General features: G+C 47.5%; 20 protein-coding genes and 1 rRNA gene (1 of these 21 cut by a window edge). 3 read left to right on the top strand and 18 right to left on the bottom strand.

Features of this window, described 5'->3' with window-relative positions; genetic code table 11:
• Window positions 1–91, bottom strand: a 16S ribosomal RNA gene (locus LOZ80_RS38315); it reaches 1,453 nt to the left of the window's first position.
• A 386-nt stretch (window positions 92–477) separates the two neighbouring features.
• Window positions 478–1,347, bottom strand: coding sequence for a nucleotidyltransferase-like protein (locus tag LOZ80_RS38310; protein WP_189019836.1), 870 nt, complete (start codon window positions 1,345–1,347; stop codon window positions 478–480).
• A gap of 127 nt (window positions 1,348–1,474) precedes the next feature.
• On the opposite strand from LOZ80_RS38310, the gene LOZ80_RS38305 reads away from it, so the two are divergent.
• Window positions 1,475–1,882 carry a DUF2614 family zinc ribbon-containing protein gene (locus LOZ80_RS38305; RefSeq protein ID WP_238169387.1) on the top strand — a complete coding sequence of 136 codons (408 nt, stop codon included), beginning with the start codon at window positions 1,475–1,477 and terminating at the stop codon, window positions 1,880–1,882.
• A gap of 48 nt (window positions 1,883–1,930) precedes the next feature.
• On the opposite strand, the gene LOZ80_RS38300 is transcribed toward LOZ80_RS38305, so the two are convergent.
• The 15 genes from LOZ80_RS38300 to LOZ80_RS38230 all read right to left on the bottom strand — a co-directional run bounded on the left by LOZ80_RS38300 (window position 1,931) and on the right by LOZ80_RS38230 (window position 15,498).
• A complete protein-coding gene (locus LOZ80_RS38300) occupies window positions 1,931–3,667 on the bottom strand; it encodes a glycosyl hydrolase family 18 protein (protein ID WP_238169386.1) in 1,737 nt (578 codons plus the stop codon).
• A gap of 124 nt (window positions 3,668–3,791) precedes the next feature.
• On the bottom strand, window positions 3,792–4,226 hold the full coding sequence (gene perR / locus LOZ80_RS38295; protein WP_238169385.1) for a peroxide-responsive transcriptional repressor PerR: 435 nt from the start codon (window positions 4,224–4,226) through the stop codon (window positions 3,792–3,794).
• A 103-nt stretch (window positions 4,227–4,329) separates the two neighbouring features.
• Entirely contained in the window at window positions 4,330–4,911 is a 582-nt protein-coding gene (locus LOZ80_RS38290) for a DUF6677 family protein (RefSeq protein WP_238169384.1), read from the bottom strand.
• Between the two features lie 33 nt (window positions 4,912–4,944).
• Entirely contained in the window at window positions 4,945–5,247 is a 303-nt protein-coding gene (locus LOZ80_RS38285) for a hypothetical protein (protein ID WP_238169383.1), read from the bottom strand.
• A complete protein-coding gene (locus LOZ80_RS38280; RefSeq protein WP_238169382.1) occupies window positions 5,198–5,800 on the bottom strand; it encodes an RNA polymerase sigma factor in 603 nt (200 codons plus the stop codon). The genes LOZ80_RS38285 and LOZ80_RS38280 overlap by 50 nt, the downstream gene beginning before the upstream one ends.
• Before the next feature lie 64 nt (window positions 5,801–5,864).
• Window positions 5,865–6,572: an MgtC/SapB family protein gene (locus LOZ80_RS38275; protein ID WP_238169381.1), complete on the bottom strand. Its 708-nt coding sequence runs from the start codon at window positions 6,570–6,572 to the stop codon at window positions 5,865–5,867.
• Between the two features lie 21 nt (window positions 6,573–6,593).
• Window positions 6,594–7,076 carry a GNAT family N-acetyltransferase gene (locus LOZ80_RS38270; protein WP_238169380.1) on the bottom strand — a complete coding sequence of 161 codons (483 nt, stop codon included), beginning with the start codon at window positions 7,074–7,076 and terminating at the stop codon, window positions 6,594–6,596.
• Between the two features lie 73 nt (window positions 7,077–7,149).
• Window positions 7,150–8,601, bottom strand: a complete 1,452-nt coding sequence (gene gatB / locus LOZ80_RS38265; RefSeq protein WP_238173228.1) for an Asp-tRNA(Asn)/Glu-tRNA(Gln) amidotransferase subunit GatB — start codon at window positions 8,599–8,601, stop codon at window positions 7,150–7,152.
• A 33-nt stretch (window positions 8,602–8,634) separates the two neighbouring features.
• The gene (gatA, locus tag LOZ80_RS38260) at window positions 8,635–10,092 is read right to left on the bottom strand and encodes an Asp-tRNA(Asn)/Glu-tRNA(Gln) amidotransferase subunit GatA (protein ID WP_238169379.1); all 1,458 of its coding nucleotides are present in this window, start codon (window positions 10,090–10,092) and stop codon (window positions 8,635–8,637) included.
• Window positions 10,093–10,120: 28 nt separating this feature from the next.
• Window positions 10,121–10,408, bottom strand: coding sequence for an Asp-tRNA(Asn)/Glu-tRNA(Gln) amidotransferase subunit GatC (gene gatC / locus LOZ80_RS38255; RefSeq protein ID WP_079414022.1), 288 nt, complete (start codon window positions 10,406–10,408; stop codon window positions 10,121–10,123).
• Window positions 10,409–10,549: 141 nt separating this feature from the next.
• A complete protein-coding gene (locus LOZ80_RS38250; protein WP_238169378.1) occupies window positions 10,550–11,842 on the bottom strand; it encodes a TolC family protein in 1,293 nt (430 codons plus the stop codon).
• Between the two features lie 24 nt (window positions 11,843–11,866).
• Complete coding sequence (locus tag LOZ80_RS38245; protein ID WP_238169377.1) at window positions 11,867–13,096, bottom strand: ABC transporter permease; 1,230 nt, start codon at window positions 13,094–13,096, stop codon at window positions 11,867–11,869.
• Window positions 13,097–13,104: 8 nt separating this feature from the next.
• Complete coding sequence (locus LOZ80_RS38240) at window positions 13,105–14,379, bottom strand: HlyD family secretion protein (RefSeq protein ID WP_238169376.1); 1,275 nt, start codon at window positions 14,377–14,379, stop codon at window positions 13,105–13,107.
• A 34-nt stretch (window positions 14,380–14,413) separates the two neighbouring features.
• Window positions 14,414–14,983, bottom strand: a complete 570-nt coding sequence (locus tag LOZ80_RS38235) for a TetR/AcrR family transcriptional regulator (protein ID WP_238169375.1) — start codon at window positions 14,981–14,983, stop codon at window positions 14,414–14,416.
• A 134-nt stretch (window positions 14,984–15,117) separates the two neighbouring features.
• Window positions 15,118–15,498, bottom strand: coding sequence for an ATPase (locus LOZ80_RS38230; RefSeq protein ID WP_238169374.1), 381 nt, complete (start codon window positions 15,496–15,498; stop codon window positions 15,118–15,120).
• A gap of 170 nt (window positions 15,499–15,668) precedes the next feature.
• Here LOZ80_RS38230 and LOZ80_RS38225 point away from each other — a divergent pair, with 170 nt between their 5' ends.
• Together LOZ80_RS38225 and LOZ80_RS38220 are read left to right on the top strand one after the other, a co-directional pair.
• Complete coding sequence (locus tag LOZ80_RS38225; protein WP_189019809.1) at window positions 15,669–15,953, top strand: DUF3817 domain-containing protein; 285 nt, start codon at window positions 15,669–15,671, stop codon at window positions 15,951–15,953.
• A gap of 77 nt (window positions 15,954–16,030) precedes the next feature.
• Window positions 16,031–17,422 (top strand): MATE family efflux transporter, encoded by a 1,392-nt coding sequence (locus tag LOZ80_RS38220; RefSeq protein ID WP_238169373.1) that lies wholly within the window; start codon window positions 16,031–16,033, stop codon window positions 17,420–17,422.
• A gap of 67 nt (window positions 17,423–17,489) precedes the next feature.
• Here the strand turns inward: LOZ80_RS38220 and LOZ80_RS38215 are convergent, their stop codons facing one another.
• Window positions 17,490–20,915: a discoidin domain-containing protein gene (locus tag LOZ80_RS38215; RefSeq protein WP_238169372.1), complete on the bottom strand. Its 3,426-nt coding sequence runs from the start codon at window positions 20,913–20,915 to the stop codon at window positions 17,490–17,492.
• Between the last annotated feature and the right edge of the window lie 1,013 nt (window positions 20,916–21,928).

Genomic DNA, 21,928 nt, shown 5'->3' with positions numbered 1-21,928 from the left:
ACTTGTCCCCGAAGGAACAAATCCGCTCGACTTGCATGTATTAGGCACGCCGCCAGCGTTCGTCCTGAGCCAGGATCAAACTCTCCATAGTAGCGAACGATTGCTCGTCCGTATATCTGAAAGCTGAAAATGCTCATTGACTTGCTAGCGAGATTTTGCAATCCCTTTTTGAACGATTTCTCGTTCGTGCTTACTCACTCGTTGTTCAGTTTTCAAAGATCAATTTCTTGCATTTTCTTCGTCATCCGTTTAGCGGCGACTTTTATAATATATCACATCCGAGGTATTCAATGCAAGCTTTTTTTATTTTTCTTTTTTCTTGCTTGACTTACATCAACTACTTCGTTCACTTTCCAGATGCGAACCGTTTTTAGCGGCGAGAGTTAATTTATCATAGAATCGCATTTAAAGTCAAGCAATAAAATAAGAATAAAAAAAGAACCAGCATAACCACTGGTTCTACAAGGATTCATCCTTTTAAATACTCGTATATTTCAACTCAATTTCAGAAATTTCTTCATCAATAAGAATGGCTACTTCTTTGATCAAGCCTTTTTTGACAAGTTTGTTCAAAAGCAAAGGAAGCTCTGCCTTTACTTCAACTAATTGTGGATGCTGTTGCAGTTCATCTGAACTCAGTGGCTGCTCGCTCGCGCGGAGGATTTGAATAAAAGCCTCACAGCAGCGCTCCATTTTGGACATGACAGAAAACTCACAAGCGAGTAAAACTAATTGAACCCTCTGTTTCAGGGTCTCTTTGCTCATAGTCAATTCCTCATACAGCTTATACACGCCTGGATTAATGGCACGAATCTGTCTCCAAACGGTGATTTCCGGGTGATAGCCATCTTCAATAATGACAATTCTCGCCCAGTGATGCAGCGCCTCCAGAATATTGTTATAGGCATCTAACAAGTGCTCATCGAGAATGTACTCCTTGCTTTGCAGATACTTGCGCAAAAAGTGCGAGAACTCAACGAGCAGTTTATGCTCACGCAAGTCACTAGGGAATTCAAGTATTCTATGGCGCAGGCCTTCTAAATAAGTGTTCTGATCCAGAAGTATCTCCCCTTTTAACAGCCAGTGAAGGATATTTCGATTGAGACCTTGACGAACCCATTGTTCGAGTGAAGAAGGATCTACCCATCTTTCTTGTATCCTAGAAGCGTCTCTTATATAATTAGTCGTATGATTGTTCAGGCTCAGGTCGTTCGTTACGATTAGAAGCAGCGTATCAAAACCGTCTGTCAGCGAGGGAAGTTGCTTAGGATTATCAACCGCCATGACGCTTATGATCCGCTGGTCATTTCGAAACTTAAGCAAAAACTGCTCTTTATCGATTCCCATGGGTATCCAAAGCTCCTGTCTCCATAATTGTTTATCTCTTATTTCTACAATGGTGACTAAGTTTCCTGCTGATTTCTGTGACAAATCACACAAAACATGATGGCTAAATGATGGGGAGGAACACGAATTGCGTTTCAGATCAAGTAAAGTAAATGAATTTCGCTTATGGGGTCTTGCCCTGACTATGGGTGGAATGCTGCTTATGATTATAGGTTTGGCCGGTATCGTTTTTGATTGGGGGAAAGCTGGCCGCATCATCGCTGTTGTCTTCATGATCCTAGGAATGATAACAATGATGGTGAGCATGGGAATCTACTTCTGGGCCGGTATGTTGTCTACATCTGCAACAGTTATTGATTGCCCGGAATGTGGAAGAAGGACGAAAATGCTGGGCAAAACAGATCGCTGCATGTTTTGTAAAACAATATTGACAGTTGATCCACAATATGAACCGACAGCCGAGAACGAAACAGCCGCAGCCGTACAAGCTTCCGAACATGAACTTCATCGGGAGCATGAGCATAAGCCTCATTGATAGACGACAGAAAGCCGCAACCCAATCAGGTTGCGGCTTTTTTCTTTATTATGGCTTCGCTGGCACCAATGCATCTTGAATCACTTTCCACATAGGAGCCTGCTCAAACCCTCTGCGCCAGGAGGCCACGCCAGCCAAATCGTACTTCTTCACTAAATCGATCCTTGCCTTCATCGATGTCTCATCTTCTAGCCAGATGCGAATGAGCTTATCGCCTTCTTTGTACTCCACGTAATTCTGCCCCGCTTCCGGCAGATACGTCGGGGTCAGTTTTTTGTCTTTAATAATAGTTTGGGCTGCTTCCATCGTTAAGGTTTTGGAAGTCGCTGTCGTCTTCCCATTTTTAGTTTCCTCCGTCCACTGCCGGGTATAGAATGGAACACCTAGGACAAGCTTAGATGGAGGAACTTTATCTGCGTTCAATATTTGCGCAACCGAACGCTCTGCCCATGGAAGTGATGAAACGGACCCTGATTTGGGACTTGACGCCCAATATTCGTCATAAGCCATCACCATCATATAATCAACGACTTCAGCAAGAGCAGGCCGGTCATAAAACATGGACCACATCTCATTCGTTGATTTGGGTGTTACATCAATGGAAACTGACAATCCTTGTTCATGCATAAAAGGTGTCATTTCGCGGACAAACTGCACGAGGTTTTCTTTGTCTTTCAAATGAACATTTTCAAAATCAATATTGAAGCCCTGCAGCTTGTACGTCTGAGCGAAACCAAGCAATTGCTTGATGATTTTCATACGGCGATCGTACGTGGAAAGCGCTTGAGAGGTCCTGTCAGCCTCAAATCCATTGCTAAACAGCGCCCAGACCTGATAATTGCGCGTTTGCGCCCATTTGACATAGGAAGCGTCAGCGATGTTCTTAATGCGTCCCTCACCGTCAGCAAGAGAGAACCAAGTTGGACTGACCACTTGAAGGCCAGGCATGTCACTAAACTTGGAAGTGTCAGGCGTTTTGCTTATGACATGCTCCCAGGTCATGTTCAACTTGCCGTTAAGCGGCTTCCATGGCACATAGGAGGAAGTCTCTTCCTGCAACGGAATGGTTTCCTCATGATCATCCAGCACATCACTCTTGCGAACATAGCCGATGGGCCCGCTTGACTGTTGAGCTTTGTACCATTCACCCTCATCGCTTAAAATAATGAGCTGCTCATTGCTTGCGATCTCGGAGACGATTGGCGCTTTGATGGATGCAAAGGTGCGAAGTTGTGCGGGTTCCTCCCCCACATGTTTTGCCCATTTGAGAAGCTCACCTTTTTTATATAGAAGAACGGCTCCCGTTGCCTCTGATTCTCTGATATCAAAAGGATACAGCTGACGCAGCGGCTCAATCGGCACATAGATGCGATCCCCCTTCTTCTCAACAGGGAAAGAAAGTGTAATCGGCTTCTCATTCATGAACGCCGACAGCTCCGTTGTTTTGAGCCGAAGCACTTTCTCTTTGGTTGTGATGATGACCGAATCGCTGCTTTTCTCATATAGAATGGTTGGATCCATCCACTCCTGAATAAGCTCCAGAGGTAATTTAAGCCCCTCTTTGGCACCTATTGCACTTTCTTTATAATAATTCCCTTGGTAAAATACCGGCTTGCTTATCTCGTGATAGTCCGGATCTACTTTCGTACGGTTAGGAGCAAGTTCCTGCCATAGATAGGTAGCGGCACCTGCCGCAAGGATTCCAATGAATAGGGAAGATATCAGCAGAAATTTCTTGGAAGATTTTCTATGTTTCGGCTGTGGATCTATGGGTGTCAGCTGCAAAATTTCACTTCCTTTGTAGGATATAAAAAAAGAAAAAAACGTGCCCCTACCTCTTCAATAACAAGAAGTACGATCACGTTTCATTATACATCATTGGAACGGCTATTGAGGAATTCTGCGCACGTTAATGCTTGGTAATCCCTGTGCAGTCCGGACAAACACCATAAACTTCTAGGCGGTAGCCGCTAATTTGAAAGCCCGTTTGTCCTGCAGCGGTGTTCTCAATATCATGAAGAGGCGGATATTCAAAGTCCGCAATCTTCCCGCAGCTTTCACAAACCGCATGATAATGGTCCGTCATATCCGCATCAAAACGACTCGAGCTGTCTCCATAAGTCAGTTCTCGAACGAGTCCTGATTCAATAAATACTTTGAGATTATTATAAACAGTCGCTACGCTCATGTTAGGAAATTTGGATTCAAGGGATCTGTAGATGTCATCTGCGGTCGGATGAGTCATGGAATCCAATAGAAAAGAGAGGATTGCATGCCGCTGTGGCGTCATCCGAACACCGGTTGTTTTCAATTTAGCCAATGCCTGTTCTAAATGTACGGCCATAGTACTCACCACCTGATGTTAGTTAATAAAACCTTACACTACATTGTACGTGTGTTAATTAACTTTTGTCAATGATGGTTATGGCAATCGACCGCTTTGCGACTTATTTATTTTTGCGGGAATCAAGCAAGTACATCGCAATCCCAGCAAGTACGAGCACAACCGATCCAAGGTAGGAGCCCATTAGATCAAAAAGCCCTGTCACCCACATCGGTTTGTTGCTGAGCAGAAAAAACACAGCTCCCGCGGCGACCAGAATGACGCCCATGTTGGTACCCTTGATCAACTTCTGCAGTGGATCGTGGAATTCAATGTCCTGAGAACCGGAGAACTCTCCTAGCTCCAAACGGTTATTGACATGGTCTGTCGCTTGGAGCGCATCGAACAGGTTATAGAAGTAAATGACTGGAATAAACAAAGCAAATAATGTGACTGCAGCAACACTTGGGTCAGCTTGGTTCGCAAGGGAAGTGATGATGAAGATATCCAAGATGAGCAGCATCATGATGAATAAACCACGCTGCATAAGCCCTAGATAAAAGTGTCCAGTTCCCGGAACCATGAACGACAGTATTCCCGCCTTCCATTTGCGCTTCTTAGCAATTGGATAATAAGGAGCATAGCGGGGGTAACTCGGGTCATCTGAGTACGAGGGAATATGAGAATGTTCCTGCGGTACGTTCATAGAGAAGCCTCCATTCTATTGATAAGTTGTTTGTTATTGGGATAGGTGCTGAATAAAGGTGGTCAGCTGCATGATGCCAGTATCGATATTCATTATTTTGCCAATGATGCCTGATTGAATGAGCACGATTGTTGCAGCAATGGCAATTGAACCGTTGATCCAATACGCTTGTTGGCGCATTGGCGTCTTAGGAACCAGAGAGACTCTATCTTCCTCTTGCATACCGCGCATGATACGGTCCGTCAGATGAGAGCTCGGTTCACTTAACGGCATTTCGTCCAGTAATTTATTTAGGTATTGCGTGAGCCGATGGTCTTCCTGTTGTCTGGGCGTCATGCGAGTTCACCTCCAACCATTTTTCTTTCAGCATGGCTTTTCCCCGGTAAAGTCTAGTTTCGAGCGTTTTGACTGGCAGTCCCGTAGCTTGGGACATTTCCTGATAGGAAAGTTGCTTATAATGAAACAAATACATAATCAAACGGTACTTGTCCGGAAGCTCGGCCAAAAGCGCCTGCATCCGCTCTTGATCATCCTTGCGAATCGCCATCTCTTCTGGCTGATCCCGGCTGTCAGTAAACCAGCTTTTCATTTTGTCAAGCAAGGCCTCATAAGGCTTCCGTTTCTGCGAGCGCCGAAAGTCCGTCACGAGATTCGTCGTCATGCGGTAGAGCCATGTTGTAAATTTGGCCTCTCCGCGAAAATGAACCAAGGACCGAAAAAGCTTAACGAACACTTCCTGGGTTAAGTCCTCGGCAGTTTCCTTATGCCCTACCATGCGGTAAACGACTGTATAGATGTAGTTCTTATGCCGCTCTACCAATACACGATAAGCATCGGAATGACCTTGACGGACCCGATCGATCAGCTGCTCATCCGTCATATTGTCCATGCCTGACTTCCCCCTTTCATTTCGTCCAAAAGTTTAGACGCTCCTTATCGACGGACCCCTTCAATCAACTTTTACTTTTTTCAATGGTAACGCCTGTGACCCCTTTAATTTGATTAATGCCTTCAAGCACCGTCACGATAATCGAAGGCTTGGGAATGGTTACGTGGAATGTAATCAGCACTTGATTAGGTTTATCTGCCGCCTCATGCTCTTCCAAGGTAATTTTACGAATATCAACGTTTTGTTTGCCCAGAAGTGTTGTAATGAGGCCTAATGTTCCTGGTTGATCGGACGCTTGTATCTTGAGAACCCGAATCTTTTTGCCGTTAAAATACTTAAGCTCTACTTTGTTTAGAATCCATAGTGAGATAAGCACCATGAAACAGGCAAGTACAGCCGGATAATAAAAGCCCGCTCCTACAGCAAGCCCTATTCCCGCAACGACCCAGAGTGATGCAGCGGTCGTAAGGCCCGTGATGGATCTTCCATTAAACATGATTGTGCCTGCCCCCAGAAAGCCGATACCGCTAATGACCTGGGCCGCAAGACGTGAAGGATCGAGACGCACATTAACTTCGTTGACAAAAGCGCTGAACCCATACATGGAAAGCAGCATAACGAGCGATGAGCCGACACAAACCAGAATATGCGTACGAAGCCCCGCGGCATGACTGCTGACTTCGCGCTCGAACCCAATTAAACCGCCAAGCAGAAGTGCGAGTACCAACCGAATGGTGATATGAACCTGATCAATAACCCATGGATTACTCATGCTCCCATCACTCCTAACTATCTAAGAATCACTTGCTGGACGTTCAAACGTTGTTAAACAGACACCTGGAGCCACAGTGAATACCCGCTTCATCTCAAAGCCAAAGCTTTGATAGAGCTGAACAGCCGGTAAATTCGCCGTCCCCGTAGACACAACGAACAGAACAGCCCCTTCTTCCTCTTGTAGTTTCAGTATATGTTGCAAAAGTGACCTAGCAATCCCTCTGCGGAAATAATTTGGGTGCACCATCATGCGGCAGATCGTAATCACCGAGCCCTCACTCGAAAATGAAATGGCACCTGCGAGTCTAGTCTCATTCTCTTCCTGCACAAAATAACCATAGAAGGTTTCTCCCGCCTTGCGAATAGAATCAATGCCATCCTTCAAGGGCGGAATATCCTCGAAACCGATCAACTCTGCTTCCACACGATAAGAAGCCATTTGCAAGGACAGCAGACGCAGGATCTCCTCATTGGTTTGTAAGGCTAAAGGTTGAATCGTCATAGGGAGTCCCCCACTTTCCTTATAATTGAAAAAAAGTGGTGTCCTTGGGATCGGATCACCACTTCATACTTTATCACTTGCTGTTCAGGCACTCCACAATTAATTTATTGACGAGACCTGGGTTGGCTTTGCCTTTGGTTTCTTTCATGACTTGCCCGACAAGGAAGCCTACGGCTTTCTCTTTGCCAGCTTTGAAATCAGCTACGGATTGCGGACTGTTCGCCACTACCTGCTCAACGACGGCCTTGATGGCACCCTCGTCACTGATTTGTACAAGTCCTTGCTCTTCTACGATCTTCTGCGGCTCTTTGCCGGATTCGAGCATTTCCTTGAAGACAGTCTTGGCAATCTTGTTGGAAATAGTGCCTTTCTCAATCAGGCCGATCATTTCGCCAAGGCCTTTGCCAGTGACTTTCACATCGGCGAATTCAAGGCTGTTCGCATTCAAATAGCCGAGCAAATCACCCATGATCCAGTTGGAGACCGCTTTGGCATCCTGTGTGTACTGCAAGCTCTCTTCGAAGAAGTTAGCGAGCTTCATTGAAGAAGTGATGACATCCGCATCATAGCTAGGCAGTCCGTATTCACTGCTATAGCGCGCTTTGCGAGCGTCCGGCAGTTCCGGGATAGATGCTTTGACACTAGCTTTCCAAGCATCGTCGATGTACAGGCTAACGAGATCCGGATCAGGGAAATAGCGATAGTCATGCGCATCTTCTTTGCCTCGCATCGCAACTGTCTTGCCTTGGGCTTCATCCCAGCGACGCGTTTCTTGATCCACTTCGCCGCCGCTGCGGAGAATTTCCGCTTGGCGGAATTCCTCGTACTCGAGTCCTTTTTGGACGCCGCGGAACGAGTTCATGTTCTTCAGCTCAGCTCTCGTGCCGAACTTCTCTTGCCCGAAAGGACGCAAGCTGACGTTGGCATCGCAGCGCATCGAGCCTTCTTCCATTTTCACGTCGGACACATCACAGTAGATCATGATCGCTCTGACTTTCTCCAAATAGGCACGCGCTTCTTCAGGAGACCGCAAATCAGGCTCAGACACTATCTCAATGAGCGGCGTCCCCGCCCGATTGAGATCAACCAGAGAGGCATAACCGCCATCGACGTGCGTTAGCTTCCCCGCATCTTCCTCTAAGTGAAGGCGAGTCACACCGATTCGTTTGCTGACACCGTTCACTTCAATATCTACCCAACCGTTCAAGCCGATCGGCTGATCATATTGCGATGTTTGGTAAGCATCCGGCGAATCCGGATAAAAGTAGTTTTTACGGTCAAATTTACTATGTGTAGAAATCGTGCAATTCAGCGCCATAGCGGCCTTCATCGCATATTCCACCGCCTGACGATTCAGTACAGGCAGAACGCCCGGGTGGCCAAGGCATACCGGACATGTATTCGTATTCGGAGGGGCTCCGAATGAGGTTGCGCATCCGCAAAATATTTTGGAAGCGGTATGAAGCTCAACGTGAACTTCAAGACCAACGACCGTTTCAAATTGGGTATCTGTTGCCGACAAAATGAATGCCTCCTTCGTGACTCATGAACTGTGAACTTACAATTGCGGGCGCTGTTTGTGGTGATCTGTATGCTGCTCAAAAGCGTGGGCTACACGCAGAAGGGTAGCTTCATCCAGCGCTTTGCCGATGACTTGCAGGCCAACCGGAAGTTCGTTCACGAAACCGCAAGGTACGCTAATCGCAGGAATACCCGCCAAGCTGACCGGAATGGTCATGATATCGTTCAAATACATCGTAAGCGGATCATTGCTTTGCTCGCCGATCTTGAAAGCCGGCGTCGGAGCCGTAGGTCCGATGATGATATCGAATTTCTCGAATACTTGATCAAAATCTTGCTTGATCAACGTACGCACTTGTTGTGCTTTCAAATAATAAGCATCATAGTAACCTGAGCTTAACGCATACGTTCCCAGCATGATGCGGCGCTTGACCTCAGGGCCAAAGCCTTCGCTGCGGGACATATGGTAAAGATCAAGCAAGTTGTTCGCATTGTCGGAGCGCACACCGTAACGCACGCCATCAAAGCGGGCAAGGTTGGAGGACGCTTCCGACGAAGCGAGCAAGTAATAGGTAGCAACGGCATATTCCGAATGCGGCAGCGTGACTTCTTCCCATACAGCGCCTAAGCCTTCCAGCACTTTGAGCGCTTCGAGCACTTTCTCTTTGACAGCCGGGTCGATCCCCTTGCCCATGTATTCCTTCGGTACCCCGATGCGCAGACCTTTGATATCTCCGGTCAAGGCGCTGAGGTAATCAGGGATGTCCACTTTCGCAGAAGTGGAATCCTTAGCGTCATAGCCTGCGATGGCTTGCAGCAAGTAGGCCGAGTCTTCAACGTTCTTCGTCAGCGGCCCGATCTGATCGAGTGAAGACGCGAACGCGACGAGGCCATAGCGGGACACAAGTCCGTACGTCGGCTTGAGACCGACGATGCCGCAGTAAGCAGCCGGTTGGCGAATCGAGCCGCCGGTGTCGGAGCCCAGCGCGAAGTATACTTCGCCTGCAGCAACCGCAGCAGCGGAACCGCCGCTGGAGCCGCCGGGCACATAATCCGTGTTCCACGGATTGTGGGATGGATGGTAAGCGGAGTTCTCGTTGGAGCCGCCCATGGCGAATTCATCCATATTGAGCTTGCCGATCGTGACGGTTTGAGCTTCTTTGAGCTTGGTGACGACAGTAGCGTCGTAGATTGGATTATAGTTGGACAGGAATTTGCTCGCACAAGTTGTGCGCAATCCTTCTGTCACCATGTTATCCTTGATCCCGATCGGCAATCCGAATAGATCGCTCGTAGTCGCACTGTTTGCGAACTGCTCGTCCAATTTGGCAGCCGTTAAGCGGGCATTTTCTTCATCTAAGGTAAGGAAAGCGCGAACTTTGCTTTCTACTTGCTGAATTCTTGTATAGGATTGATCCACGAGATCGGCAACTTTCAATTCTTTGCCTTGAAGCTTCGCGTGAATTTGTTGTAGGTTTAGATCAAACAAAGACAACGACAGGCACTCCCTTTCATCTGGTTCTCTATTCTAAAACAGCCGGAACTTTGAATTGCCCGTCTTCATGATCGGGGGCGTTCAGTAAAACCTTCTCAATCGGCAGCGATGGCGCCGTGACATCTTCACGCATGACGTTCACCATGGGCATCGCATGACTTGTCGGAACGACACCTTCCGTATTCAGTCCATTCAACTGTTCGGCATATTTTAAAATCGCATTCAACTGTTCCGTAAATAGCTCTTTCTCCGTATCACTTAAATCGAGTCTAGCCAACTTCGCGACGTGATCGACATCTGTTTTGGTTATGCTCAAGTTTTCTACACCCCTTGTATCAGCATTTAGTCATTCTTTTCATTATATCCCAGAAATTTTGCGAACTCAATCCAGAAAAAACCACAGTTCCTTTTCCGTGCAGGCTTTGACCCGTCACTCAGAACTGTGGTTGGCAATTAACTATTGAATAAAGCCTGTGTCCATCGCCTTGGCTTTTTCTTTTAACACGTAATATTTCAGCTTGGCAGCTGTTAAGGTCGTTTCATTCTGCTGAACTTTCAGCTGAAATTTATTCAGATCATGCTTGGCGAGAACGCCGACGTCATAACGGAATTTCATTTTCGCCAGATCAGCCTGAATATCCGTTACGTTTCGCTGCTCGGTAAGAACGGCTTGATAGGCATTTGTGGCATCATGATAGGTCGTTTGAATTTTCTTCGTTAATTCGAGCTTTGTTTGCTCGTTCTTCTGCCCGTTGATTGCCAAATTAACACCTAAATACGTGTCTCCGTAAGTATTCTGAGTGACTGTATGCCCCGTCTCCCAAACGGCTTCATCCATGTTATTGCCGGAAGATTTCATTTGGTAGGACGTTTTGAGCAGGCTGGTCGTATCCGTTTCCGTGATCGGGTCAAGTGAAATGTTAGGGATATCTTGGATGACCAGATTAGGATCATAGGAAATTCCAATATCTGTAGATAGCTGAACAAGTCCCAAACGATAGTTGTTAAGCAGTGTTGCTATATCGTCCTTTTGCTTATTAATGGCCTTTTGGACGGTTTGCACATCATCTGCTGATGCCAAGCCTTGCTGGGCAAAGAGCGTTGCCCGAAGCAAATCTTTTTCCATAACCGCAGTATAGTCGTTCATAAAATCCAGTTGCTTTTTCTGACCTAGCAATTGCACATATTGCGCAATCGTCTGAAGGCGAATTCCCGCCTTGGCCTCATCCGTTTGCAGCAGTGAGTTCCGTTGATCAGTCCCCAGCTGATGCGCTGCTGTCTTCATTTGCGCCCGCTGCGCAGAAATGATCGTGTTCATCCCGCCGGCCAGGGCGCCCATTCCCTGCATCATCTGGTTCATGACATTATTCTGCGTCACGGTCCAGGCAATATCGATTGGATCTGTCAAATTCGGCAAGAGCGGATTTCCCGTATTCGTAACCTCTGCCACTGTACTCGGCAAATGACCCGGTGTAAAAGAGGCCGAACCCATCGTGTCCATTTGTGATTCCAGGTCGGCTTTTTTGCTGCCTTGGGCGGCATATTTCAATGTAAGCAGCGCTAGATTGTGGGAATCTTTCAAAGCTTTATCCAGGACATACGTTAAGTCGATGGCAGACACAGTATCCAGGACATCCACATTCACATAGACATTTTGATTAGGGTCTTGCACCGTGTCCGCATAGCTAATGGCTTGCGTGCTGGAAAGGAGTAACAGGGCTGCTGATAAGCTGATGAGCGTTTTTTTCAAAAAAATCGCTTCCTTCCTTGATGGTTATGCCGATATGTTCGATCCGTTGGTCAGCGCAGGTTGTGTGGGCTTCGTACTGATGGCGGCATCCTTCTCTTTCTTTTTGGAAAAGACCACAAAGCGCGTTAACAACATGGCTGCAAAATAGGTGATGGCTCCAGTTAAAATAAGTGACAGGCAATCGTGCCTAATGACGGCAAAATCATTGCCTTTGACGAAAACATTACGAACGCCGTCCAGGAAATACGTGAGCGGAAGCATATGACCGAACACTTGAAGCGCTTTGGGCATAGCCTCAAACGGCCATGTGAAACCCGAAAGCATAAAGGACGGAACAGCAATTAACATCGCCGTCTGTGTCGCCCCCAGCTGGTTCGAAGAGAATAAGCTGATCAAATAACCGATCCCGCTGACGGCGAAGGTAAAGCTGAGAATAATCGCCAAGCCGACCAGCAGGCTGCCGCTCATTGGCGCGCCGAACGCATACAGAGCAATGACGAACGTCACCGATGTGTTAAATAGATTAATCAAGAAATAGGGTGCGGTTTTCGCATAGGCGATGCGCCATGGATTCCGTTTCCAAGCTTCGAACCGCTGCCACGTTCCGGCATCTTTTTCCCTGGTGATTGTCAACGCTATGCCTAAGAACAAAACTTGCTGCAAAATCGCTCCAACCAAACCATAGAGCATAAAATCACTATAGTTAAAAGTTGAATTGTACATAATCCGATAGCGATATGGAATCGGGGACAGGGTGTTCATCACTTGCTCATTCTGAAGTCCTTGCTGAAGCTGTAATTTCTTCTGGGAGTACCCCATGCTGAATGTTGTGATTACTTCGTTCGCGCCTTTGGTCGCTGAGTTCGAAATCATCATGTTGCTGCCATCGATCAGCGTAAGCAGCGGCAGGGATTCGCCATGCTTGAGCTTCGCTTCGAAATTGGACGGGATAATTAAGCCTACTTTGGCTTCTCCCGTTTCCAGCGCCCGCTTCACTTCTTCCTCCGAATGATATTCCTTCTTAATCTGGAATGTTTCACTCTGCTCGAAGGCTTGAATCACTTGACGACTTAGCGGACTTTGGTCTTCATCAATCACGACAGTAGCCATTTCGGTTACTTTGTGATGGACATATATCGAGCCAAACAGCACGGTGTACATGATCGGAACGAAGAACAAGATCAGAAAAAGACGTCGGTCCTTCAGAATGTGCATCCATTCTTCTGTAATCAGCTTGCCAATCCGAAGATCCATCTCCTTCATCATCCTTCCGTTTTACCGATCCATTGCAGCGTCATCCCGGTTGTTGCTGTGTCTGGCAGTTGGTTTAATTCGATTTTGATCCCAAACGAACGGATGTCCGTCTCACCTGAGGTTTGCGTAGCTTTCTTTATGGCAAAATCAGGTGCTGCCGCTACGGTTGTAACGGTACCCTCCACTTTCTCGCCTGTCGACAGCATGGTCATGTTGATTTTGTTGCCAACTTTAAGGCCAGCAACGGAAGTCTCCGGCATGTAGAACTTAGCCCAGCGCTGCTCAGTCGACTCCACCGAGAACACAGGGAACCCAGAGCCAACAAGCTCGCCGACTTGAGCAGATTGGTACAGTACAACACCGTCTGTTGGAGCAACCAGATCTGTGTAGCTGAGGTACGTCTCGGCTTCCAACTGAGCAGCCTTCGCTTGCAGTTCACCGGATTGCGCGGATTTAATCGCGCCCTGGGCTTGCTGCACCGCCGCATCCGCTGCGGCAACATCGCCTTGGCGAACCTGCACCGTGCCACGGTTCGCTTCTGCAAGCTTGAGCGTAGCCTGCGCTTGGGCGAGCAGGGCTTCCGCTCCGCGAATCTCTTCTTCGCGCGGTCCTTGATTGGCCATGTTCAGCTGCTGCTGGGCCAAGTCCCGCTTCGTCTTCGCTTCCTCGAAGCTCACCTTCACTTTGTCCACGTCCGCTTGTGCGACGAGACCTTGTGCGAGCATCGCATTCATCCGATTCAGGTTCTGTTCAGCAATGGCATAAACCTCCGATGCTGCCTGGAACTGAATCTCCGCTTGCTTCTTCTCTTCCGGACGCGCCCCGTTGTGAAGTCCGTCGACCTTGGCTTGTGCCGCACTGACAGCAGCCTGCGCTTGCGCGATTTGCTGTTCAGCGGTATCCACGGTGACATTCACGCCGGCGATGCCCTGCTGCTTCTTCGCTTCCGCAGTCGCTGTCGCGCCCTCTGCTTCGGCGATTTTCCCCTGCGCTAGCGCAACCGCGGCCTTGGCCTGCTGCACTTTGGCTTCGATCTCTGTGCTTTGCAAACGGGCAAGTACTTGCCCCTTCTTCACGCTGTCGCCTTCTTTGACCAAAATTTCAGTCACTCTTCCGCCTACCTTGAAGCTGGCGCTCACTTCATTCGTTTCAATATAAGCAGTTGGATGCAGTTGATTAACAGCATCTGTTTGGCTGACTGCCTGTTTGGATGTTAAAAGAAATGCACTCGTTCCGATGACAACTGCCATCGCCGAATAAACCATTGGTCGAATAAATCGCATGAATAACCCTCCGCATAATATGAAATAAAAAAAACTAAGAAAGAATGAAATTACCAAAATAAATTTGCAGCAGATTCAAAATTTTCTCATCGGTTAATGGCTCGTTCTGCTTTTCCCAGTCAAAAACCAAAGCCACGTACAACTTGAATAAAATGAAAGCCGTCATCTTCGGATCACAGTTTTTCATCGAACCGTTATGTATGGCGCGCTGCATATGCTCCGTCATGAACTGTATGACTTCAGTCTCAATACTTGCCATCGCGTCCAGCGTGATCGGACTGCCGAATTGCTGAACCTCATGGGCTAGTTGAATAAGCAGTTCATGTTCTTTGCGAAAAACGAGGATGCCGTAAAGCGCTCCATGAATTTTCTCAAAGGTCGTCTCTCCTTCAACAATCGCTTTCTCCGCAACAGCTTTCATCTCGGCAATCAAAGACTGAATAATTTCATGAAGAAGTTCTTCTTTATTGGCAAAAAACGTATAAATCGTCGCTTTACCGACGCCCGCAATTTTAGCAATTTGATCCATCGTCGTGCCTTTGTATCCAAAAAGCGCAAAAGATTTCTTCGCTGATTCCATAATCAGAATTTTCTTAGGATCCATTCCCTCACCTCTCAGAACTAAAATACCAATTTAGTTTTGTGTTCGGATATTAATGTACCACCATTTCTTCCTAATATCAACAACAAAAAAAGGTGGAACAGGTAATTACCCTGTCCCACCTTATTCCCTTGTATTTAGATCCACGCCTTCAGGCCGATTTGCTTAATGAAATCTTCGGTGGACTGAACTTCTTTATCTCGTTCAATATCTGACTCTTCACTAGGGTCGCCGTTCATAATTCTCCGAAACAACTCCTCATTTTTCGTGGCTAATGCGAAATCTATCAATGCTTCCCGCTCGACAAGGTCGGCTTCCTGATGAAGAATCACTTCTTCAAGCTCAATATCCGAAGCAGGTACATAATAGTGTTTATTATCTTTGGGAACACGAACAACGTAATCGAAGATATTATCGTTATTTCTGTCGTAAGCAATAATATATCCATATCCGCCGATCGGCAGATTTTGTTCTAAACTATCGGCAATAACGATAATTTTCTCACCAAGACGTAGCATGTGAATTCCTCCTACCTGTATGAAGCTGCTCTATCAGCAGAATAATAGCTTACTAGTAACATCGTACTAGAAAAAATAGGTTGTGTCCAATTGAAACATAATGTTCATATTCCATTCATAATTCTTCCTTACACTACAGAGGAATTTAGACTAAGTAAGGAGTTGCTTACATGTTACAACGATCATTAAATCTACTACGCTATGTTGGATGGGCGGAAGGAACATCCTTCCTTGTTTTGCTGCTCATTGCCATGCCGCTCAAATACTTCTTCCATACACCGCAAGCCGTCCTCTTCGTCGGGATGGCCCACGGCGCTTTATTCGTCCTGTATCTGCTGTCTCTCGCATGGGTAACCTTCCTTCATCGCTGGTCCATGCTGCGCGTGCTGCTTGCTTTTCTTGCCGCATTCATCCCATTCGGCCCTTTCTTGTTCGATCGTCGCATTCGAAAATAGAGAGTTTCAGCATGTCGGATGAAACTGGTATAATAACGGTGGATTGTTATTTTGCTAGTTAGGATAAGGAGAACGACATGAGTGGAACTGCCGCACAAAAGGTTCGGCCTTCGTTAACGGAAGGTCCGATTGCCAAAACCCTGTTTTTATTTTCACTGCCTATCCTGTTCGGCAACGTCCTGCAGACCCTAAATGGATCCATCAATGCTATTTGGATAGGCAAGTACTTAGGTGAAGGCGGACTAGCCGCTACCTCCAATGCGAACCTGATCATGTTCTTTCTGATCAGTGCGATATTCGGATTCGCGATGGCCGCGGTCATTATGATTGGCCAGAACCTCGGCGCCAAAAAGGTCGATGAAGCGAAGAAAGTCGTCGGGACCAGCGCCGTCTTCTTCTTTACTTTATCCTTGATCGTCGCCTTGGTAGGACTGCTGTTCTCCTCCACAATTCTCGATTGGATGAATACACCTGCCGATGTGAAGGATCTTGCAGTAACCTACACACGCATTATCTTTGCAGGTGTTCCGTTTATGTTTGGGTTCAACCTCATTATGGCGATTTTGCGCGGCTCCGGGGATGCCAAAACGCCCTTTTATTTCTTACTGCTCTCCGCCATCTTGGACGTTATTCTCAATCCACTGCTGATTGAAGGCATGGGTCCATTTCCCAAAATGGGCATCGCCGGCTCAGCCGTCGCGACATTTATCGCCCAGCTTATCAGCTTCGTTATGCTGCTGTTGTACTTGTATCAAAAGAAATATTTTCTGCGAATCACGAAAACAGACACACACTTGCTTCGCTTGAACTTGTCCATTATTCGTGCGTTATTTCAAAAAGGATTGCCCATGGGGTTGAATATGGTTGTAGTCTCACTAAGCAACCTGATTCTCATTCATTTAGTTAACTCCTTCGGCTCGGAATCAACGGCTGCGTTCGGTGTCGCAACCCAAATCTCCAGCTATGTGCAAATGCCCGCTATGGCGATTGGCGGTGCTGTCACCTCCATGGCCGCGCAAAACATCGGTGCTGGCAAATGGGATCGAGTAACCCGCATCACATGGTCTGGCGTTGGCATGAATATCATCATGACAGGGATTATCGTCGTCTTCCTTCATCTGTTCAACCGTCAGGTCGTAGGGCTCTTCCTTCCTACAGATGGCAAAGCGATAGACATCGGCGTTCACATCAACAATATTACGCTCTGGTCATTCGTAATTTTCGGTATTTTCAACGTCGTTGCGGGCGTAGTCCGTTCCGCAGGCGCGGTGATATTCCCGCTGATCGTGTCTTTCATAGCGCTGTTGATTGTGCGTATCCCGCTTGCCACAGTCTTGGCACACTCGTACGGATTCGATGTGATTTGGTGGAGTTTCCCGATCAGCTTCACGGTAGCCGTCATTCTGAATGTACTATACTATCAATTCGGCAACTGGCGTAAAGCGAGAATGATGCCGAGCAAAGCATAAACAGCTCCACAGAACACAACAAAGCCGCCTCTCCTGCCCTGATGGCAAGAGAAGCGGCTTTGTCAATTTACGGGTTAACAGTAATGGTGAACGTCGATGTTGTATTCTTAATATTCGTCACATTGTTCGTTAGCGTCAAATGGTTGAATACCGCTGAGCCTACAGCAGGACCTTGCCCCGCTTCCGGCATATCGTTAGCCCAGATGGCAACCCCGGATTTGGCATCGAAAGCATCCCCGCTCTTTTGAGCGCCTGAGATTGAAACATTCGTAAATATCGTATCTGTCACTGGATTTTGCGGCGTGCTTCCACTGTAATTCGTCTGGAACATGATGCCGTGATAAGTAGGATCAATGATATCCACGTCGCTTACGCGAATGCCTTGGAATACCTTGGACGCTGAGAATACCCAGATCGCCGGGAACGTTTGTGAACCCCAGAAGTGGCCGCCAGCGCGCACGATCGAAATATTTTGTAAATTGGTTGTTGGCGAAGCGCCGAATCCGTTCATTGGATAACCGAAATCCAACGAGCTGATCGTGATGCCTGAGTAGCACAACGTATCGGCAATATAAATGTTTCGGAACGTATTGCCATAGCCGCCATAGACGGCAAGACCGGCTGCGCGCCAAGTAAGCAGTGACGTTAGATTTTCGAAAATATTATCCTTCTCGTCAGCCCCGCCAGCATCAATCGCCGAGAATAAGGCAAAGCTGTCATCGCCCGTGGAACGTGCTTCGATGTTGGTAACGAGATTATTGGTGCTTCCATTCGTCATGTTTACACCATCTGCGAACGTATCGCGAATCCGCGAGTTTTTGATTGTCATGTAGTCGGTGTTGGCCCCCCAGAAGAAGCATACTTGATGCTCAACCCAAATGTTGTCGATCGTCATGTTGCCAACATTGGACAGATCAAATACTTTGCCAGGGCCATCAATCCGCGAAGTGTAATTGCCAAAGTAAGCAAAGTTGGCAAACGTTGATCCATTCGCTGTCGATGTTACAGAGAAGCCAATGTCGGTATTGGATTGCCCCTGCGGCGCGATAAATCGCGTATACCATGGGCCTGCGCCAATGACTTTAATAGATTTTCCATATACTTGAAATTTATTGGACGTTTCATAGTTGCCTGTTGGCAGATAAACCCCAACCAAATTGCCTGTTGTGTCCATGCGGACTTGGTTCAAAGCATTTTGCACATCCTGGTGGGTGAAGCCTGCAGGTGTGACATACTTAGCCGGATCTGGGTTAGCAATCGGCGCTACCTGTTCCAGATTGATAAAGTCGATGGCATAATTGGTTGTATTCGCCGCATCCTTCTGCAGCTTGATGGTACTGCCAGCCGGGATCGTGGTATCAAACATGATATTCGCCTCATCGTAAATATGTCGCGGTGCTCCGCTGCCAGGTGAATTGCCAGGCGATGTTTCGGAGCCATACAACCAGGCATACTTGGATGTTAGGTTGATCGCTTTGGTGAACACACCGTTCACATAAATATTCAATGTGTTCGATTGGCCATCACCGCCCGCTGCATCCGGTATGGAGAAGCGTGTAACTAGCGTATTGGTACTCGCTTTTGTAGTGAATTGCACATAGCTGCCAGTTGTATTCAGCGTGACCGCTTTGCGGCCTGAAGCTTCACCAGCCAAGTCGCCGATCGTACGGTTCGGACCAACAATGGCCGCACCTCCGCCAATGACGCCATCTTCGGCTTCGTACATATCATAAGGCATATTAGCCCCGCGTCCGACGAAAAAGGATTGGGTCGTAAGGTTATTGGCTTGTTTCACGGCCAACTCGTTGCCATCAACAGCAACTTGAATCTTGAGATTGTATTTCCCGTTCACAGCTGTCCATGTACCCAGGTTTATGACGCTTGTCGTTGCGCCGCTAGCAATCACACCACTGTAGGTGCCCGTTGCTGTTTTGACAACTGCGTTGGTCGTGGCGTCCGTAAGCGTTAAGGTTACTGTGTGGGCTCCGCTTGCAGAGGCTGCGATTCCTTGATTCTTAATCGCTGCCGAGAAGCTGACCGTGTTGCCCGCAGATGGGTTGCTAGGGGACCAGCTTATTGAAGAAGCGATGAGATCAGAGCTGGAAACTTGATTGACAGTCAAGGACGAAGCGCTCGTGAAGCTATTGTTCGCTTCATTCTGTTCGATCACGGCATTGGCTTCATCTACCTTGGATGTCACGGTATACGTTCCGGCATCCTTGGCGCCAATGTTCACGGAGACATTCGCCGATGCTCCCGCTGCTAATGCGCCAACTGGCGCTGAACCGACCGCTGTCGTTCCTAAGTAGAAATTCACGTTTGTCGCTGCCGAGCCCGCTGTACCGATATTTTGGACGGTCGAGGTTAAAGTAATCGCGTCGGTTTCAATGGGAGAACCCGGTGTCCACGTCGTAGCTGTAATACTTAAATCAGGGTTAGGCGCTGGTGTGCCGATAACTTGAAATTCAGCAATTTGTCCGCCTGTTGAACCGGAATTCGTCGTGATCTTCAATTGTACATCACTGACAGTAGCTGTGACTGGAATCGTCACTGTATTGCCGTTGGCTGGATTAAACGTATATACGGCAGCAGCCACTAAGTTCGTAAAATTCGCCGAATACTGATCGTGTCCAAGCACTTGGATCGTTTGTGTCCGTGTCGCCCAAGCCGAATCCGGATTTAATTTTAAAACGATGGAAGTGACATTCGCATTCGCTCCTAAACTTACAGCCAGCGTATTCGGATAACTGTTCGCATTTCCTTCCCAGTAAGTTGTGACACTGCCGTCATTGGCATTCGTTGGTATGAAAGTAAAGATGGAGGACGATCCGCTAATCGTTTTGCCGAGAGCCAAGTTAGTGCCATTTCCCGGTGTAGGCGTTGGTGTTGCAGTTGGTGTTGCAGTTGGTGTCGGAGTTGGTGTCGTCGTAGGTGTCGCAGTTGGCGTAGCTGTCGGTGTCGGAGTAGAAGCTGTTGTTCCATACACTTCGAGTTCAGACAATTGTGCCGCAGGCCAAGCGGAGTTCGCCGTAAAGTTTAACTTAATATAGCGAGCCGTCGAACTAGTCAAATTAATCGTCACCGTATTTGCGCTGTTCGCATCGAAAGTATACGTTTGTGAAGCTTGAATAGTTGTATAGTTCACATCGTCTGTACTGCCCAAAACGGAGAGGGTTTGTGTCCGCGATCCCCAATTGGAAGTTGGAAGCTTCAAAACAAGCTGGGTTACCGTGCTTGCACTTGCCAAATCAACGCGAATCCATTGTGGAAAGGCGTTATTAGCGCTTTCCCAATAAGTCGCCTGATTGCTATCCGTCACATTTCCGGCTACATACGTTTGATTGTATCCGCTTGCCGTAGCGGCTTTGCCTGAAGCCAAGTTCGTGGCTGCTGAAGACTGACCGTAAGCAACGAATTGCGTTAAGAGAATAATTGCGATTAGCGTACAAATAAGTACATGTTTGCTTTTCCATGAAATTTTGCGGATTGACATGCCTCGCACCTCCAAGTTGATTAGTATGAAGTTCATGATATTTCCACTACTGACGTACCTGTTCGCTCAGTCAAAACCCTCCTTCCCCTAAGAATGCGCTTTCTTCTTAACAACCAACGCCCCCGTTTTCCTCTCACCTCCTTCTATTTTCTGGGTTATATTCATAATTTTGAATGGCTCCTACTGCAAATTATACGTAGTGTCCACCTCTTTGACGATGACATATATTACGTTTACCTTGTCAAATACTATGTATTTTACTTTTCCTTACAGTTACTCTCCTCGTTCTCCCAACCATCTAATTAGCTTCACCACCAGTAACAAATCCACTCCAGAGGGAACGTCGTTCCTCTATTCTGGCAATAACCGCGCTATTTGGACCTCATGCGGAACTCTGTTCCTCTATTTCGCAGTTTCGCCCCCGAAATGGGCGGATTCACGCGAAATAGGGGATCCCAGTTCCGTTTGGATGCGCACATCAGCCGATTTACCACATATAGCGGATCGTAGTTCCTTTAACTACTGACGGCTGCCGCTCCCGCCCAACTAATCAGCTACTTTTCCTTACAGCTACTCTCCGCGTTCTCCCAACCATCTAATTAGCTCCACCACCAGTAACAATTCCACTCCAGAGGGAACGTCGTTCCTCTATTTTGGCAAAAAACACGCTAAATTGACCTCAAACGGAACTCTGTTCCTCTATTTCGCTGTTTCGCCCCCGAAACGGGCGGATTCGTGCGAGATAGCGGATCGTAGTTCCGCATGGATGCGCACATCGGCCAATTTGCCACATATAGCGGATCGTAGTTCCTCTAACCACTGACGGCTGCCGCTCCCGCCCAACTAATCAGCTACTTTTCCTTACAGCTACTCTCCGCGTTCTCCCAACCATCCAATAAACTCCACCACCAGTAACAAATCCACTCCAGAAGGAACGTCGTTCCTCTATTCTGGCAATAACCGCGCTATTTGGACCTCATGCGGAACTCTGTTCCTCTATTTCGCAGTTTTGC

The organism is Paenibacillus sp. HWE-109 (assembly GCF_022163125.1).
Lineage (GTDB): Bacteria > Bacillota > Bacilli > Paenibacillales > NBRC-103111 > Paenibacillus_E.
The sequence above is the reverse complement of the archived record's forward strand: the minus strand, read 5'-3'. Positions and strand labels throughout refer to the sequence as shown.

Bases quoted from the DNA above. Each gene is read 5' to 3' on its own strand.
- LOZ80_RS38310 (WP_189019836.1), bottom strand. From the start codon at position 1,347: ATGGGAATCGATAAAGAGCAGTTTTTGCTTAAGTTTCGAAATGACCAG.
- perR (WP_238169385.1), bottom strand. From the start codon at position 4,226: ATGGCCGTACATTTAGAACAGGCATTGGCTAAATTGAAAACAACCGGT.
- LOZ80_RS38290 (WP_238169384.1), bottom strand. From the start codon at position 4,911: ATGAACGTACCGCAGGAACATTCTCATATTCCCTCGTACTCAGATGAC.
- LOZ80_RS38285 (WP_238169383.1), bottom strand. From the start codon at position 5,247: ATGACGCCCAGACAACAGGAAGACCATCGGCTCACGCAATACCTAAAT.
- LOZ80_RS38280 (WP_238169382.1), bottom strand. From the start codon at position 5,800: ATGGACAATATGACGGATGAGCAGCTGATCGATCGGGTCCGTCAAGGT.
- LOZ80_RS38275 (WP_238169381.1), bottom strand. From the start codon at position 6,572: ATGAGTAATCCATGGGTTATTGATCAGGTTCATATCACCATTCGGTTG.
- LOZ80_RS38270 (WP_238169380.1), bottom strand. From the start codon at position 7,076: ATGACGATTCAACCTTTAGCCTTACAAACCAATGAGGAGATCCTGCGT.
- LOZ80_RS38245 (WP_238169377.1), bottom strand. From the start codon at position 13,096: ATGGATCTTCGGATTGGCAAGCTGATTACAGAAGAATGGATGCACATT.
- LOZ80_RS38240 (WP_238169376.1), bottom strand. From the start codon at position 14,379: ATGCGATTTATTCGACCAATGGTTTATTCGGCGATGGCAGTTGTCATC.
- LOZ80_RS38235 (WP_238169375.1), bottom strand. From the start codon at position 14,983: ATGGATCCTAAGAAAATTCTGATTATGGAATCAGCGAAGAAATCTTTT.
- LOZ80_RS38230 (WP_238169374.1), bottom strand. From the start codon at position 15,498: ATGCTACGTCTTGGTGAGAAAATTATCGTTATTGCCGATAGTTTAGAA.
- LOZ80_RS38225 (WP_189019809.1), top strand. From the start codon at position 15,669: ATGTTACAACGATCATTAAATCTACTACGCTATGTTGGATGGGCGGAA.
- LOZ80_RS38220 (WP_238169373.1), top strand. From the start codon at position 16,031: ATGAGTGGAACTGCCGCACAAAAGGTTCGGCCTTCGTTAACGGAAGGT.
- LOZ80_RS38215 (WP_238169372.1), bottom strand. From the start codon at position 20,915: ATGTCAATCCGCAAAATTTCATGGAAAAGCAAACATGTACTTATTTGT.